At 36.5% G+C, this 14486-nt stretch carries 14 protein-coding genes and 1 pseudogene; 6 read left to right on the top strand and 9 right to left on the bottom strand.

The window, feature by feature from the left end; genetic code table 11:
• Window positions 1-317: 317 nt before the first annotated feature.
• A complete protein-coding gene (abc-f, locus tag ACDZ29_RS19820) occupies window positions 318-1955 on the top strand; it encodes a ribosomal protection-like ABC-F family protein (RefSeq protein ID WP_375088414.1) in 1638 nt (545 codons plus the stop codon).
• A 196-nt stretch (window positions 1956-2151) separates the two neighbouring features.
• Here the strand turns inward: abc-f and ACDZ29_RS19815 are convergent, their stop codons facing one another.
• Window positions 2152-3681 (bottom strand): multicopper oxidase family protein, encoded by a 1530-nt coding sequence (locus ACDZ29_RS19815; RefSeq protein WP_375088413.1) that lies wholly within the window; start codon window positions 3679-3681, stop codon window positions 2152-2154.
• A 196-nt stretch (window positions 3682-3877) separates the two neighbouring features.
• Window positions 3878-4003 (bottom strand): annotated as a pseudogene (locus ACDZ29_RS19810) (ester cyclase); the annotation flags it as partial.
• Between the two features lie 175 nt (window positions 4004-4178).
• Here ACDZ29_RS19810 and ACDZ29_RS19805 point away from each other — a divergent pair.
• Window positions 4179-5015, top strand: a complete 837-nt coding sequence (locus tag ACDZ29_RS19805) for a DUF2935 domain-containing protein (RefSeq protein WP_289316973.1) — start codon at window positions 4179-4181, stop codon at window positions 5013-5015.
• 235 nt (window positions 5016-5250) lie between these two features.
• Here ACDZ29_RS19805 and ACDZ29_RS19800 read toward each other — a convergent pair whose 3' ends face one another.
• Entirely contained in the window at window positions 5251-5589 is a 339-nt protein-coding gene (locus ACDZ29_RS19800; RefSeq protein WP_289324495.1) for a hypothetical protein, read from the bottom strand.
• Between the two features lie 311 nt (window positions 5590-5900).
• Between ACDZ29_RS19800 and ACDZ29_RS19795 the strand changes: the two genes are divergently transcribed.
• Together ACDZ29_RS19795 and mscL are read left to right on the top strand one after the other, a co-directional pair.
• Window positions 5901-6368, top strand: a complete 468-nt coding sequence (locus ACDZ29_RS19795) for a DUF2306 domain-containing protein (RefSeq protein ID WP_370014492.1) — start codon at window positions 5901-5903, stop codon at window positions 6366-6368.
• 566 nt (window positions 6369-6934) lie between these two features.
• Window positions 6935-7333 (top strand): large conductance mechanosensitive channel protein MscL, encoded by a 399-nt coding sequence (gene mscL / locus ACDZ29_RS19790; RefSeq protein ID WP_289324493.1) that lies wholly within the window; start codon window positions 6935-6937, stop codon window positions 7331-7333.
• A 522-nt stretch (window positions 7334-7855) separates the two neighbouring features.
• Here mscL and ACDZ29_RS19785 read toward each other — a convergent pair.
• Complete coding sequence (locus ACDZ29_RS19785; protein WP_289316994.1) at window positions 7856-8062, bottom strand: hypothetical protein; 207 nt, start codon at window positions 8060-8062, stop codon at window positions 7856-7858.
• A gap of 303 nt (window positions 8063-8365) precedes the next feature.
• Here ACDZ29_RS19785 and ACDZ29_RS19780 point away from each other — a divergent pair, with 303 nt between their 5' ends.
• The gene (locus tag ACDZ29_RS19780; RefSeq protein WP_375088412.1) at window positions 8366-8875 is read left to right on the top strand and encodes a DinB family protein; all 510 of its coding nucleotides are present in this window, start codon (window positions 8366-8368) and stop codon (window positions 8873-8875) included.
• A 42-nt stretch (window positions 8876-8917) separates the two neighbouring features.
• Complete coding sequence (locus ACDZ29_RS19775; RefSeq protein ID WP_289324491.1) at window positions 8918-9082, top strand: hypothetical protein; 165 nt, start codon at window positions 8918-8920, stop codon at window positions 9080-9082.
• Window positions 9083-9303: 221 nt separating this feature from the next.
• On the opposite strand, the gene ACDZ29_RS19770 is transcribed toward ACDZ29_RS19775, so the two are convergent.
• The 5 genes from ACDZ29_RS19770 to ACDZ29_RS19750 all read right to left on the bottom strand — a co-directional run bounded on the left by ACDZ29_RS19770 (window position 9304) and on the right by ACDZ29_RS19750 (window position 14282).
• A complete protein-coding gene (locus ACDZ29_RS19770) occupies window positions 9304-10032 on the bottom strand; it encodes a GntR family transcriptional regulator (RefSeq protein ID WP_370014489.1) in 729 nt (242 codons plus the stop codon).
• A gap of 67 nt (window positions 10033-10099) precedes the next feature.
• Entirely contained in the window at window positions 10100-10882 is a 783-nt protein-coding gene (gene frlD / locus ACDZ29_RS19765) for a fructoselysine 6-kinase (protein ID WP_375088411.1), read from the bottom strand.
• 62 nt (window positions 10883-10944) lie between these two features.
• Window positions 10945-11958, bottom strand: a complete 1014-nt coding sequence (locus ACDZ29_RS19760) for an SIS domain-containing protein (protein ID WP_375088410.1) — start codon at window positions 11956-11958, stop codon at window positions 10945-10947.
• A gap of 137 nt (window positions 11959-12095) precedes the next feature.
• On the bottom strand, window positions 12096-13439 hold the full coding sequence (locus ACDZ29_RS19755) for an amino acid permease (RefSeq protein WP_375088409.1): 1344 nt from the start codon (window positions 13437-13439) through the stop codon (window positions 12096-12098).
• 24 nt (window positions 13440-13463) lie between these two features.
• Window positions 13464-14282, bottom strand: coding sequence for a TIM barrel protein (locus ACDZ29_RS19750; RefSeq protein WP_375088408.1), 819 nt, complete (start codon window positions 14280-14282; stop codon window positions 13464-13466).
• Window positions 14283-14486: the final 204 nt, after the last annotated feature.

Below are 14486 nucleotides of genomic sequence, written 5' to 3'. Positions count from 1 at the left end.
CATTAAAAACAAAAAATTAGATTGAAGTAAAGTTAGTATTTCTACTTACTTTTGTTTTCAAAGATTATTTTATGCTATACTGATTTTATTAATATTAGAAGGGATGATGGGTGGCCGATGATTAACTAATCTTATTTTTAAAAATTTGAAATCACATATTTCAAATCAAACGAAATAGGATTAGTCTGCCCATTTTCTAAAATTGTCGAGCTATATTGAAAATAGCTCTTATTTGATCATGCACAGGTACGACTAATCCTTCCAAATGAACTGGGAGGATTTTTTTTATTCTCCCTTTAAGGAGAGGGATGGATTATATGAAAGAACTATTAAATTTAGCCAATATTAGCTATGAAGTAATGGACCTTACCATTTTTGAAGATGTAAACGCCAGTGTTCAACAAGGGGATATCATCGGTGTCATTGGCAAAAATGGTGCCGGTAAATCTACGTTGTTGCAATTGATTAATAATGACTTAGTGCCTACACAAGGACAAATTCAATGGCTTCAGCAAGACTTGAAAGTTTTTATGGTCGAACAAGAAACTGAATCGCATTCTTTCGAAGATAAGACCCCTTTTGAAGTCAAATTACTAGATAAAATGCATGTACCAAGCCATGACTTCGCGCAATTAAGCGGGGGAGAAAAACTGAAAGCCCGACTTGCAAAAGGTCTTTCAAAAGATGCAGACCTTTTACTATTGGATGAACCGACAAACCATCTTGATGCGGAAAGTTTAGAATTCCTCAATGGACAAATTAAAAATTATAGAGGTACCATTATTTTTGTTTCGCACGATCGTCATTTTTTGGATGCTGTTGCAACGAAAATTTGGTCGATCGAAGGCAAAAAGATAATTGAACACAGAGGGAATTATTCAAGTTATATGGAGGTTCGCAAACAGAAAAGACTTACGCAACAACGTGAATATGAAAAACAGCAAAAAATGGTTGAACGGATCGAAGGACAAATGAATGAAATCACTTCTTGGTCGAAAAAAGCCCATGCTCAATCGACGAAGAAGGAAGGAGTTAAAGAATACTATCGCGTAAAAGCAAAGCGAATGGATGCACAAGTAAAATCTAAACAAAAGCGTCTTGAAAAAGAGCTTGAAAAAGCAAAAGCTGAGCCTGTTGAGTCAGATTATACTGTCCGCTTTTCAATTAAAGCAAACAACAAATCCGGCAAACGTTTTTTGGAAGTTAAGAATTTAACTAAGTCTTTTAACGGGCGAACACTATTTAAAAGCGTCAATTTCACGATTCAGCATGGTGAGAAGGTTTCAGTAATAGGTCCCAATGGCAGTGGAAAGACGACATTATTAAAAATAATTCTTGGACATGAAACTTTTTCGGGCGATGTATGGATTTCACCATCTTCAAAAATTGGCTATTTGACGCAAGAAGTGTTTGATTTACCTCTTGATCAAACACCATCACAGCTATTTCATAAAGAAACATTCGAGGCAAGAGGGAAAGTTCAAACTTTAATGAAGCATTTAGGATTCATGACATCTCATTGGACAGAACCCATTAGGAATATGAGTATGGGTGAGCGCGTGAAATGTAAGTTAATGGAATATATATTAAAAGAAAAAGATGTGCTTATTTTGGATGAGCCGACAAATCACCTAGACTTAGCTTCACGGGAACAACTTGAAGGTACCTTAGCACAGTATACTGGAACACTGATCGTCGTTTCGCATGATCGATATTTTCTCGAGAAATCGACAAGCAGCAAACTCGTCATTTCGGATAATCGTATACAAAAGCAATTGTTTGAATCATCCTCAAAAAGAGATGATCTGGAGGAACTACGATTAAAACTTGAAACAGAAAGACAAGAAGTTTTGGGAAAGCTCAGCTTTATGACTTCAAACGATAAAGCGTACACAGAACTCGACAAGAAGTTTAATGAGCTTACGAAACAAATAAATGAACTTTTTGACAAATGACTACCGATGTTAACGTCCCCCCTGCCGGTGCTCGAGTTATTTTCCGTAGTTGCGTTTTAGTGCAAACAGTAACTTAGTTCGGCTGTGGCATCTTCCTTAAATCGGCCACAGCCGAACTAAAATAAAAAACCCCTGAAAAATTTATTTTCAGGGGTATTAGTGTTTTTTCATTATATTAAGGAACAGTTACCAACCATTATGGAATAACTATATACGGTCTCATCATTTCATAATCCTCATGCTCCAAGATGTGACAATGCCATACATACCGCCCTGAATATGGACCAAAATTCATAATAATTCGCGTTACCTGTTTCGGATTAGCTCTTACAGTATCTTTCATTCCTCGCTCTTGTGGTTCAGCTGGAATTGCCGGGCCAGTATAATGGATGATTCCCTCCTTATTATATATATCTACATCAAAAGGCCTTCGATCCATCACTTGGAAATCAATTAAGTGAACGTGAATTGGGTGTGTATCCGTAGTTAAGTTAATTAGATACCATATTTCGGTTGATCCCAATTTTGGATTTTCCGTTATGGGGGCATCCCACTGTTTATTATCCAATAACATGAATTCACGACCATACTTATCCATATTATCATTTAATGTAAGGTAACGGACTTTAGATGCTAACTGCTCATTAATCTTTGGAAGAGGCATCATAAAAGCGGGAATCACACTGGTATCAACACTTGTAAGAGGAAGAGAGATTCTGAATTCCATCACAGTATCTACAGCATTTGCGGGATCCCCTTCTGGAAAAGGAGCAGGGGCATCATTTGTCACGATTATGTTCTTTCCGCCAAGATTGGTAAAGTCAATGATGACATCTGCTCTTTCTGCTGGAGCAAGTATGATTTCTTTCACCCCTATCGGATATTCCATTAATCCGCTATCCGTCCCGATTTGATAAATGAGTTGCCCTGAATCAAGCTTGATCCTATAAAATCGGGTGTTAGATCCATTTAACAGCCGGAATCGGTATTTTCGTGGTTCCACTTTTAAATGGGGCCATACTTTGCCATTAACCAGGATGGTGTCCCCAAAAAATTCAGGAACGATTGATGTTCCTAATTCCTTGATTGGGTTATCCGGCTGATTTGGATAATAAAGGGAACCGTTAATATGAAAAGACCTATCTTGGATAATAAGAGGGACCTCATAGTCACCGCAAGGTAAATTCAATGAACATTCCCGTTTATCCCTTATGAGATAAAAACCTGCCAATCCCGCATATACATTGAGTCTGGTAATCCCAAGTGCATGGTCATGATACCATTGAGTAACAGAATTCTGGTTATTATCATATTGATATACTTCCTTTTTAAAATAAGGTCCCACTCGTTCGAAACCTTTTGTAAACCAAGCCTCCGGGTAACCATCACTTTCCGATTCAACACTAGCTCCATGTACATGTACCACCGTCCGTACTTCCGGTACATCCACTTGGGCACCATGAACCGTATGATCTACCGGGAAAAGATGTTTATCCGGAAGATTGTTGATCCATTTAATAAATACTTTCTCCCCGCTCTCCACTTCAATTGTAGGTCCTGGATAGCTGCCTTCATAGCCCCAAACAGTTGTATCATTTAACTCACTATGAAGTGATTGCTTAAATTCAGTCATATTCACTTCATAATAAGTATGAATTTGATCTTTCCATCGAGGTTTTAAAATAGGGAGAATTGGGAGTTCATCTATAAATTTAGAGAGAATCATATTTCCGCTCCTTACTGCCTGGTGTTTTTAATTACCCTTTCTTTCTAATGTTTATAAAAAGTACAAACCCTGTATTCAAGCAAATCAAAGAAAAAAACCAAGAAGCTCGTCTCTGTCTTGGTTTTGGGTCTTGTTCAATTATTCAACTCTTGTCATACCTAATTATTTATCAAGCTTTTTTCGAATAAGATAAATCTTAAATATATTTATTTCTCTCCAGTTGTTTCTGAATTCCTGACCTATCAATTTGAATCCAATACTCTGAAATTTTTTCATTTTCTATTCTATATACTGCACTTGCTAGTTCAATAACTGGTAGACCTGCTACAAGTCCTTTAAGGATACTTATTGAGCTCTTTCTTTTTTACTTAACTAATATAAGGTAATGATTTAATAAAACAAAATAGATTTATTTGTAACTTTATATGTAATCGAGTATACAATGGCCCACTTGTTAATAAGATTTTAAGGATGGTTTAATAAAGGAGGCTTTAGTTATGAGTGAGAACACACAGGAAGCTAATATGCGAAATAACTCTGCGATGTTTGTAGAACGTTCCTTAGATGAGATTCGTTTTTGGTCAAGAATAATGAAGGAACACTCGTTATTTCTAAGACTTGGTTTTAGATGTGAAGATACACAGCTAATTGAGGAAGCCAATCAGTTTTATCATTTATTTGAACGGATAGAACAGCAATCCCATTCATTTACAAATCAAACTGACCCAGAACAGATTAGAAGATTTAATGCGGAAGTGCAACAAGCTGCTACAGGCATATTTTTTTTCAAAAGGAAGGTATTGGGATTAATACTTACTTGTAAATTGCCTGGTGCAAACAATTTCCCACTTTTGGTCGACCATACAAGCCGGGAAGCCAATTATTTTAGAAAGCGATTAAAAGAATTAAATGAGGGTAAATTGAAACCACTTGAAGATGCTATCATCAAAGAAAATGTATTCTTTTTAAGGATAATGGCTGATCATGCAAAATTTATCGGACATCTCCTTGATCCATCGGAAAGAAAGCTTGTAGATATGGCACGAAACTTCAGCAATGATTTTGACCAATTAGTCTTTCAGGCTGTTGACTTAGAGTCCATGAAACCGCAATCTCAAACCGTCCCTCTTTTGGATCAATTTCTAGATCAGAATCGTGTTTCAGTAGTATCACTTCGAGACTTTAAGAAAACCGCCAGAGATTTAATCGAAGAATGCAAAATCAAGAGCATTATCCATCCACTATTGGCAGATCACGTTTTCCGTGAAGCCGAACGTTTTCTTGCAATTATCGATATGTTTGAATCCCATCTTACTGGTGAAACATACAATTAATATAGTATGGAGAATTGTTTTTTATAAAATTGCAATTATCGAATTTAGATATTCCAAACCAATTAGGCCCCTCTCGAATATGAGAAGGGCTTTTACAATGTTTAGCAGATAACATCTTAGGCAGCCACTAACTGCCTCCACCCATTCACACTCTTTTTGGTATTTCTGTAATCCACATTATAGGGGGCAATTTCTCACGGTTGTAATAATTCCCTGTTATGTCGGACTATACTTTTCATTTTAGGTATTTTTTAAGTTTCTCTTTATCAGAAACATGAATCCATGGTAAATCTAGATTATCATCATTAATACCAGGTTGGATAACGCGGCTATATAAAAGGTCATAAATACAATCATTCATTAACTGGATATCTTCGTCTGATATTTTCCGGTTATATGTTATCGTAGCGGCTCCTGTTTGAGTTATCCCTCCTATTAAACCCCGTTGTTTTAATGAACTTCCAATCACTTCTCGGATAGCCTCTAGACTAGTCAACGGGAATACTTCAAGGTGTTTAACAATCATTCTTAAAATATCCTCTTTAGATAAATCCTGTTCAATATTTTGTCGCAATTATTCCACCCCCATTTGTAAAAAACATTCTTCAAACGTACCGTAATTTCCTCCTTTATCCATAAAAAGAACGATATTCTGATGCCTCCCTCTTCTTTATTCTCAATGATTATAAATAAAAAACCAGATTACTGAGACTTTCAGTCACAATGAAGAAGTTAAGTTTCTATACAATCGAGTATCCTTCTTTCCGGAAATTTCAAAGGGTCTAGGCGCTGTATGAGTGGTTTGATTTTTGCAAATTAAATTCATGGTAAATATTTGAATTGTGATAACATATAAATTAATAATCAATATTCACGAGGGGAAAGTTGCTTATCTTTAAAATCATTCTGTTCATTCATATTTTTGCTGGAGCAATCTGTCTTATTAGTGGAATAGGTGCTATGTCTTCAAAGAAAAAAAGAGGTAAGCATACAACCTTTGGTGAAATTTATCATAGTGCGTACGTTGTTGTTTTTGTCACATCCCTGACAATGGCAATTTTGAATTGGGAAAGCAGTGCCTATTTATTTTTCATTGGGATATTTTCATATTCTTTCGCATTTATAGGCTATGTATCTGCCAAGAAGAAATGGAAAAACTGGATTGCATCTCATATAAGCGGGATGCTCGGTTCCTATATTGCTATTTGTACAGCAATTCTTGTAGTTAATGTATCGAATATAACTATCTTGAATGAATGGAATCCATTAATTTTTTGGTTTCTTCCAACCATAATAGGTTCTCCTCTAATATTTTTGGTTGGACTGAAATATAAAAAATTCAAATCAATTTAAATGCAGTCAAAAAGGCTACCCCAAAACAAAGAAGATGAATATAAATGGATTTAATTGGCGATAATTATATTATTGTACTACCCCCTAAGTGGTACTCCTCCATTGTTAAAAGCCCTTCTCTTAATCGAGAGGGCTTTTTTTGTTTTGGGCTTTGTTAAATATTTTGTTGAGATGCGATAAAAATCAAAAGGAGCAAGTTGGTCCACCTGCATTCCAGACTGTGATGATTGCTGCCTTACTCTTTCCCCATCTGCCTTCCATAACATTTTTCATTGAATTCACTTTTTGTTCTATTTGTAAAGCTTTAATTAGTGCTGATTTCTAGGACCATTAAATCCATCCGTACTCTGCTTTAATTAGGGCTTGTTACGTTTTTTGATGATAACTGGAGTTCTATCCCCTTTGATTGGACTGCTGTCATTGCATTGCTACATATTAAAGGATTCAAAAGATTAAACGGATGCTTGTTCCTATCTTTGGAAATAATAGATACCTCTTACTCTATTCAATTTTCACCATGTTTCTGATATGCTTTTATCAATTAAAAAAAGAAAGGTGTAGTTACGATGATAAAGGAATTCAGGGAGTTTATAACTAAAGGAAACGTTCTCGATCTTGCTATAGCTGTAGTGATGGGTGCTGCGTTTGGGAAAATCGTTTCATCACTAGTCGAAAATATTATCACACCGCTAGTTGGAATTATATTAGGGGGGATCAATGTTTCTTCGTTAACCATTAAAGTTGGAAACGCAGTTCTTAAATACGGTATATTTGTTCAAGCTGTGATTGATTTCTTGATTATTTCGTTTGCGATTTTCATGTTTATGAAGATAGCGAATTCTATTATTAGAAAAAAACAAGCCAAAGAGGAAGAGGTAATAGAAGTGGTACCGGCAACCGAGCAGTATTTAAAGGAAATCCGTGACCTTTTACAAAAAAATTCAAGGCAGGACGAAACATTATAAGTCCATACTTTAATTCAAGATACGGAACAATTCTTTAGGTCGCATGTCTTCTTGAAGTAACGGATACGTATTTCAAGAAGACACATATAAAATTTTAGCTTTAAACTAGCCACTCTCAATTAAGAGAAGGGCTTTATCTTATTCTGGACGTAATTATTGACCAATTCTTATTCCAATTTTCAAAGAAAAACTGAATGTAAATCTACAATATAAAATATTCCCTCTAAATTGACAATGGTGTTTTCTTGTTTAATTAAATAACGCTGAAAGTTCAAAATTTCCAGAATCCCTCTCATTTTCCAAAATGAAAAGCATCCTCGAAAGGATGCTCCAGACTGTAGACAAATTCGAAAAACGGGTTTGCCTACAGTATTGCGGGGTCTTGACTAGCCAGTTTTCTGCAGGAGTGTCAGTAAAAAACCTTAAAGTATAGCCTAGTCATGTTTTAAAATCATGGTTCCGGATGAAATCATTCCGCCCCCCTTTTTGTCAACAAACTAAAACATCCTCGAAAGGGTAACCTTACATTGATTCATAGTTTTTAATTTCAAATTCATTCTCAGGCCGATTAATCGACTTTCCCAATTTTTTAATAAGCTCCTGGTAATCCTTAGTATCATTAGGATCTATACCTTCTCTGACGTTCAGTATCTCGTATCGGTCATACTTCTCTGGAATAAGTTTTCCGTCAGCATGAATATAAAGCCTATATTTAATTCTCAGATTCATATTACCATCTCCTTTACTATCATTTCGATATAGGGAGCTAATTTCCTGCAAGAAAGAATACCTATATATGGCAAACACTATTCATTTATGATCAGAATGCTCGTAGCTCGTATTATCTCTTGTCTAAACATAGAATATTCGCGATTTCAGCAGGGGGGAAGTATGAAGTAACTTCATCCTTTACCTAAGGGTTGTTGTATATAAAATAGAAAAACCAGATTAATATACTTTCACCTGAATTTTTTTTGTTATTCAGGCATAAATTGTTCAATACGAAAAAAAAGAGAAGTGGAGGTTTTTTATATGACACACCCCGAACCAGTTTTAAAAATGTACAAATACCACGTGTGGGCAAATGGCGTTATCATTGATCGTTTAAAAGAACTTCCACAGCACATTTATCACAAGGATATTCAGAGTGGTTTTTCTTCGGTATCAAAAGTGTTGTCTCACATTTATCTCACAGATTACGCTTGGTTTGACATTATCTCAGGTAATAGTATGAATGAAGCAATGGCGTCTTCTGACCAATTAAGAGAAGTGGTGGAAAAGAAAAGTATTGAGGAAATGAAAAAAATATTTCTAGACTTATCTGAAAGAAATAAAGCACTTCTGAACAGTCAAGAAGATATGGATAAGGTAATTGTGGTGGATAACCCGTATGCTGGTTTGCTTGAAACTTCCATTTCCGAATCGGTATTACACGTTGTCACTCACGGATCATATCATCGAGGCAATATTGCTACCATGTTGCGGCAAATGGGGCACACTTCCGTAATGCAAGATTTTGGGCTTTATCTTTATTCAAAATAGCACACCAAACTATAAACCATTATCCTATAGGGGGATGTATCGATGGATGAACTAGTTGGCTCTTGTGTGCACTGTGGTCACGATGTATATTGCACGGCTGGTTTTCTGAACGGTATTCTGTTAGATAACAAGAAAATCTTATGTTTTAATTGTAAGGAAATTTTAAATCCAGTCATTGAAGCAGAAGGGTCAGGGGAGCAACTTTGAATAATCCATTTTCGGATTTGCAGGACCCAAATAAAATTAGAAGTTTTACTAAGTGAATAGGATGTGGAAAATGTGTAATCACGCTTTTTAGTAAACCAGAGAAAATTCTTTTATATAATTGAGCATTGTTTAAAATTGTTGATTATTGGATACCCGTTTTGCGTTGAATCCCACCTTTTTTATAAGGCTACAAATAGGTCATGCCAATGATTTGGCATGACCTATTTTGCCCGATGAACGGTCAGATTGACCTTGTTGGTTTCACACATAAAGGTTGAGAGATGTACTGGTTGGTCGTTTGCATCGAAAGCAATCTTTAATATTCTAAATAGATTAGCGCCAATATCACATTCTAAAAATTTAGCATAGTTTTTTGTAGCACCAATCACGTCTATAATTTTATCGTTACTTACTATTTCCGTGTGGTAATCTTCCAAAAGGATTTTATAAGTTGATTCATCCCTAGCAATTTTCTTTTCTAAATCCGGAAAACGAATTAATGAATAATGAGCGGTATCGTAGAAAAGCGGACGATCATTTACATACATGAGCCGCTCAAGTTCCAAAACGGGAGTTCCTTCTTCAATGAGGAGATGACCTGCCACATCTTTTGGTGCTGGCATCACCTCACTTCTTAAAATTCGCGAATTGGGTATCATCCCGAGCTGATGACTAAACTCCGAGAAACCACTTATAGATAACAACTCATTATGGAACTTATTTGATGCAACAAAGGTACCTCTACGTGGAATTCGTGTCAGAGTTCCTTCCTTCACCAATTCCTCTATTGCTTTGCGTATGGTAATGCGACTAACGTTATAAGCTTCACAAAGCTCTGCTTCGGTTGGAATCTGATCATCTGGTTTATATTTCCCGTTCTGAATATCATTCTTCAACATTTGCCTTATTTGCATATATAATGGCTGGGGGGTTGAAGGATTTAAATTCATATTAGTTTCATCCTTATCCGTCAAAATTTATTATATAATATCCATTATACATTATTTCCAGCCCCAGTCACCACGCACCGAAATATCCAATTGTTTTCGCAGCAGACTCTGTACCCAATTCTAAACAATTGCAGATAGAATGGCCTTTCAATATCCCATAGATAAAACCGGAAATGAAGGAATCCCCTGCCCCCATCGTATCCACCACATTCACTTCAACGACACCGGATTGATAAAATTGAACGCCATCGTAGGCAAGTGAACCATTTTCACCTAAAGTGGCTACCGCAATTTTAGATCCTTGATTTTTTACATCCTTTAAAAATTCGCGGATAAAAGCATCATCCTTCGTATAAGAAAAGAAAGGATAATCAACAAACGGAGGTAAAATTTTCACAAGATCGTGATCTAGCTGATCTGAGAAATCAAAAGACGTGAGCATTCCTTTTTCTTTAAAAAAGGGATAGTACTTATCCGCATGTCCCCAAATCCCTGAATGTATGAGCTGATAGGTTTGAATGAAATGGAGCTCTTCTGTCGTTAAGCTGAAATGTTTCATGACACCTTCGTCGTATTCTCCGAACCTGCGATCATTTCCTACCATTTCAACGAAAGTAACAGCAGTTTTTCCTTCTTTCCTCGAAAGATGAGAAATATCAACCCCTTTTCCCTGAATCGCTTTAACCATTTTGTCACTGTATCGATCGGAACCCACCCAGCCAATATAAGCAGATTCCGCACCTAACCCTTTCAAATAGACTGCTACATTTAAAGGATTACCACCAGGATAGACCTCCCCGCTTGTTTGATAGACATCCATACAGTTATCTCCGACTGAAATCGTTCTCATCATTTCCCCCCGCTTTCTTTGAACTTAAGAAATGAGCACTACTAAGTAGCGCTCCACATATCTTAATATTCCATTTGTCGATAGTATCTTCTAAGTGTTAATGGATGATTTCTTTCACGCTCTAGGTAAACGCTAATCCTACTTAATAGTGACCAGTTAATACTAACTGAAAAGTGCTTTCTGAATTCTTCGCTAATGCCTTCCATTTCGAAGCATTTGGTATCAATGACCGTTACATTTTTTGTGATTTTTTCTACAAATCTCTCTACACGGTCCATCAGTGGTCTTGTTTCATCTTCTCCTTTTAGTAAAATAACACTTGTATCTTCTACAACAAGTTCAAGCGTTCCATGGAAAAACTCTGCCGCGTGGATGGACTTCGCTTGAATCCATTGCATTTCCTCTAAAATACACATTGCATAAGAATAGGTGTTTCCCCATAGGTTACCCGAACCCACCATCATGTGGTAATCCGTGTCTTTATGTGTAATAGCAAATTCCTCTGCTCTTTTGTCAAAAGATTTAACAGCATTTAGAATTGCACGTGGAAGCAGCGAAACTTCCTTCGTGAATTGCTCATATTGTGGGAATTCATCTTTGTTATACATGAAACGGAAGACGACCATGTATAGAAGCATAAAGAAAGTATCAAAAGAGTGCGTTTCAGAACCTGTCGTGATACAGAAATCCGCAATTTGTGTTAACGGAGTATTTGGCTCTGCAACTAATGCGATTGTAGTAGCTCCCCTTTCTTTGCAATACTCTGCCGCTGCAACTGTTTCTTGAGTAGTCCCGGATACGGATGTAAAAATACAGACTGAATCTTTGCTAAAATGCTTATGATTCATAACCATAAATTCAGCAGCAATTTCTGCATGGACATCAATGGTGGAATTAGATTTTAAAATGTATTCATAAGGATACATCATGGCTATGGTTCCTCCAGCCCCGATCAAAAAAATATTACTGTATCCCCTTTTTGTGATTCCATCTACCATTTCCTCAATCTGGCCTCTAAAAGCAAGCCCCTCTTTTTCTACCAGATTTAGAAATAATCCCTCATCAAATTTCAACATCAACATCTTCCTCCCTTTATCCCTCGTTTAATTGTTATGTCTTGTATTATATCCAAACATAATAAAATGTACAATTTTTATTAATCGATATTTCAAGGAAGTTTGTCATATAGGTCAAACTTCTTTCAATCATTCTGCTAAGCCACTATATCGCTGTCGTTTTTATTCTTTGTTCCATATTTCCTTTCCCAATAATAGTAAACTGGTAGCCCTGTTGCGATAACAATCAATGCTGCAATCACTCCTTGGATAGGTGCCCAAGTAAATGTTCCCCAGGCCAGCCATGACGCTCCAAGAATGGCTAAAATCGTCGTTAATCTCCACATTGGCATACGATAGATTGGGTTATAATCCTCCCTTTTTCGACATTTATATACTGCCGCAAAATCCATGATGTTAATAACCAATTGAATGAGTGTGAAATATCCAAGTAATACCGTTAAATTACTAAAGCATACAAGAATGCATGCATACGTAATCTGAATGATGATGGAGAAACTTGGAGTTTCATATTTAGGATGGACTTTTGCAAAGCGTTGAAAGAATAGTCCGTCCTTTGCCATTGCATACTCAAGGCGAGGCTGAAACATTATGCAAGAGCTCAGTGAACCCAAGATAACAATAATAGCCGTAACGGCCACAAATGATGATGCAATATCAGATAGTCCTGGAATGTACTTAACAGCTTCAGAAACAGCAGCATTTGAGTTCATTAATTTATCAAATGGCATCAAGCCGATGACACAAACCGCTAGCAACGTATACAAAGCCAACACAATGAAAACCGAACTAATAAGTGCTCGTGGAAGTATTTTCCCTGGGTTTTTGAACTCTCCAGCCATGAAACAAATCGCTGCCATCCCCGTATATGCCCAAGTGGTTGCGGATACACCACCTATTAAACTTGTCTTTTCAGCACCAGGTCCGAGAGTGTAAGCAAAATTATCGAAGTTCATATACATTAACCCTAGGACAATGACAATCAGGAAAGGAATGATTTTAATAGCCGTGATAATGACTTGGAAAAGGCCGCCTTCTTTCACACTTCGATAATGAATAGATGTGATGATCAGGATGATCGCAATACCCAATAATTTCCCGGCCATTCCAGAGAAGAATGGAAAAAAGGTTGCTAAGTATGAAACAATCGCTAAAGCCATAATCGATATGGATGGAGGATCCAACGCCCAGAACGTAGCCCATCCATATAGAAAGGCTAGAGGTCTCCACCCAGCTTTATTCAAGTAAACGTAACCGCTTCCATTTTGGGGGTATGCTGTCGATAACTCTGCCAATACCATTACTTGCGGAATGGCAATTACCCCGCCTATTATCCAAGCTAGAATGGAAATGGAAGGGGTACCCGCAGCTTTTGCAACATCACCAGATGAGACAAAAATACCTGATCCTATAGTAGTTCCAACAGCGATCGCCAGAGCAGACCAAAAACCCAGTTTTCGTGTAAGTGAGCCATTACTCATAAAGAGTTCCTCCAAATCAGATGATTAAATTCCCAATTCCCTTACTTTTTTAATAGATTTCATGATTGCATCATTTGGATTATGATAATAATTTGATCCCATGATCTCTAGAGTACATGTCCCTTTGTAACTGTGGCTCTGAAGGCTTGTTAAGTATTCTCTCCAATTTAAAACCCCATCATCCAGTGCCAAATGAGCATCTGATTGACCGTCTCCGTCTATTAGGTGAAAATGGCTTAATTCTGGAAGGATGGAAAAGTAGTCATCAGGTGTTTCACCTGCAAGCTGCATTGCAACTGTATCGATCATTCCTGTTAATGAAGAAGATTGGATTTCCTCTAACATTTTCTTTTGCCCTATAGAGTCGATAACTAGATTGGTTTCATACCTAGTTAATGGCTCTAAAGCAAGAATCAAGCCTTCCATCTCAGCTACTTTGGATAATTGATAGATTGAGTCACTTGCATACTTCCATGATTCCTCCTTAGTGACAGAAAAGTCTCCTATTCCAGAAGTAATGAGCATCATGTTTGTATCTAACTCCAGGGCAGCGTATAGATTTTCCATAAAATATTCAATGCTTTTTTTTCGCCAATGAGCATCTGAGGATGCAATGTTATAAGGATAGATACATTGTTCTGGAGTATAGCAGATGATTTTCATATTCCTTGATTTGATTTCCCTTCTCAAACTTCTTATATTTCCCAGAATGTTGCGATAAACATACAGATGTGGCTCCCCACCCCATAATTCAATACTATTAATCTCAAGGCTGTCCATACAATCCAAAAAATAGTGAAAAGGGAAATGCCTAAAAGTGATATTCATCCCTGCAATATTCAATTCTTTCACCTCCTCTTTAATAAATATATTTTTATTTGTTATGCTTTGTATTATAATTAATCAATACAAAGATTGCAATTAATATTTTGAATATTTAAATAAAATAAATTGATTCTCAAAATGCGTTAAAAGGCATGATTTTAATCACGCCTTCATACCAATTAATTATTTTTCACTAAATATGTTAGAATGTGTTTAGATTGA

The organism is Peribacillus sp. RS7 (genome assembly GCF_041956845.1).
Lineage (GTDB): Bacteria > Bacillota > Bacilli > Bacillales > DSM-1321 > Peribacillus.
This window is presented reverse-complemented; position numbering and strand designations above follow the sequence as displayed.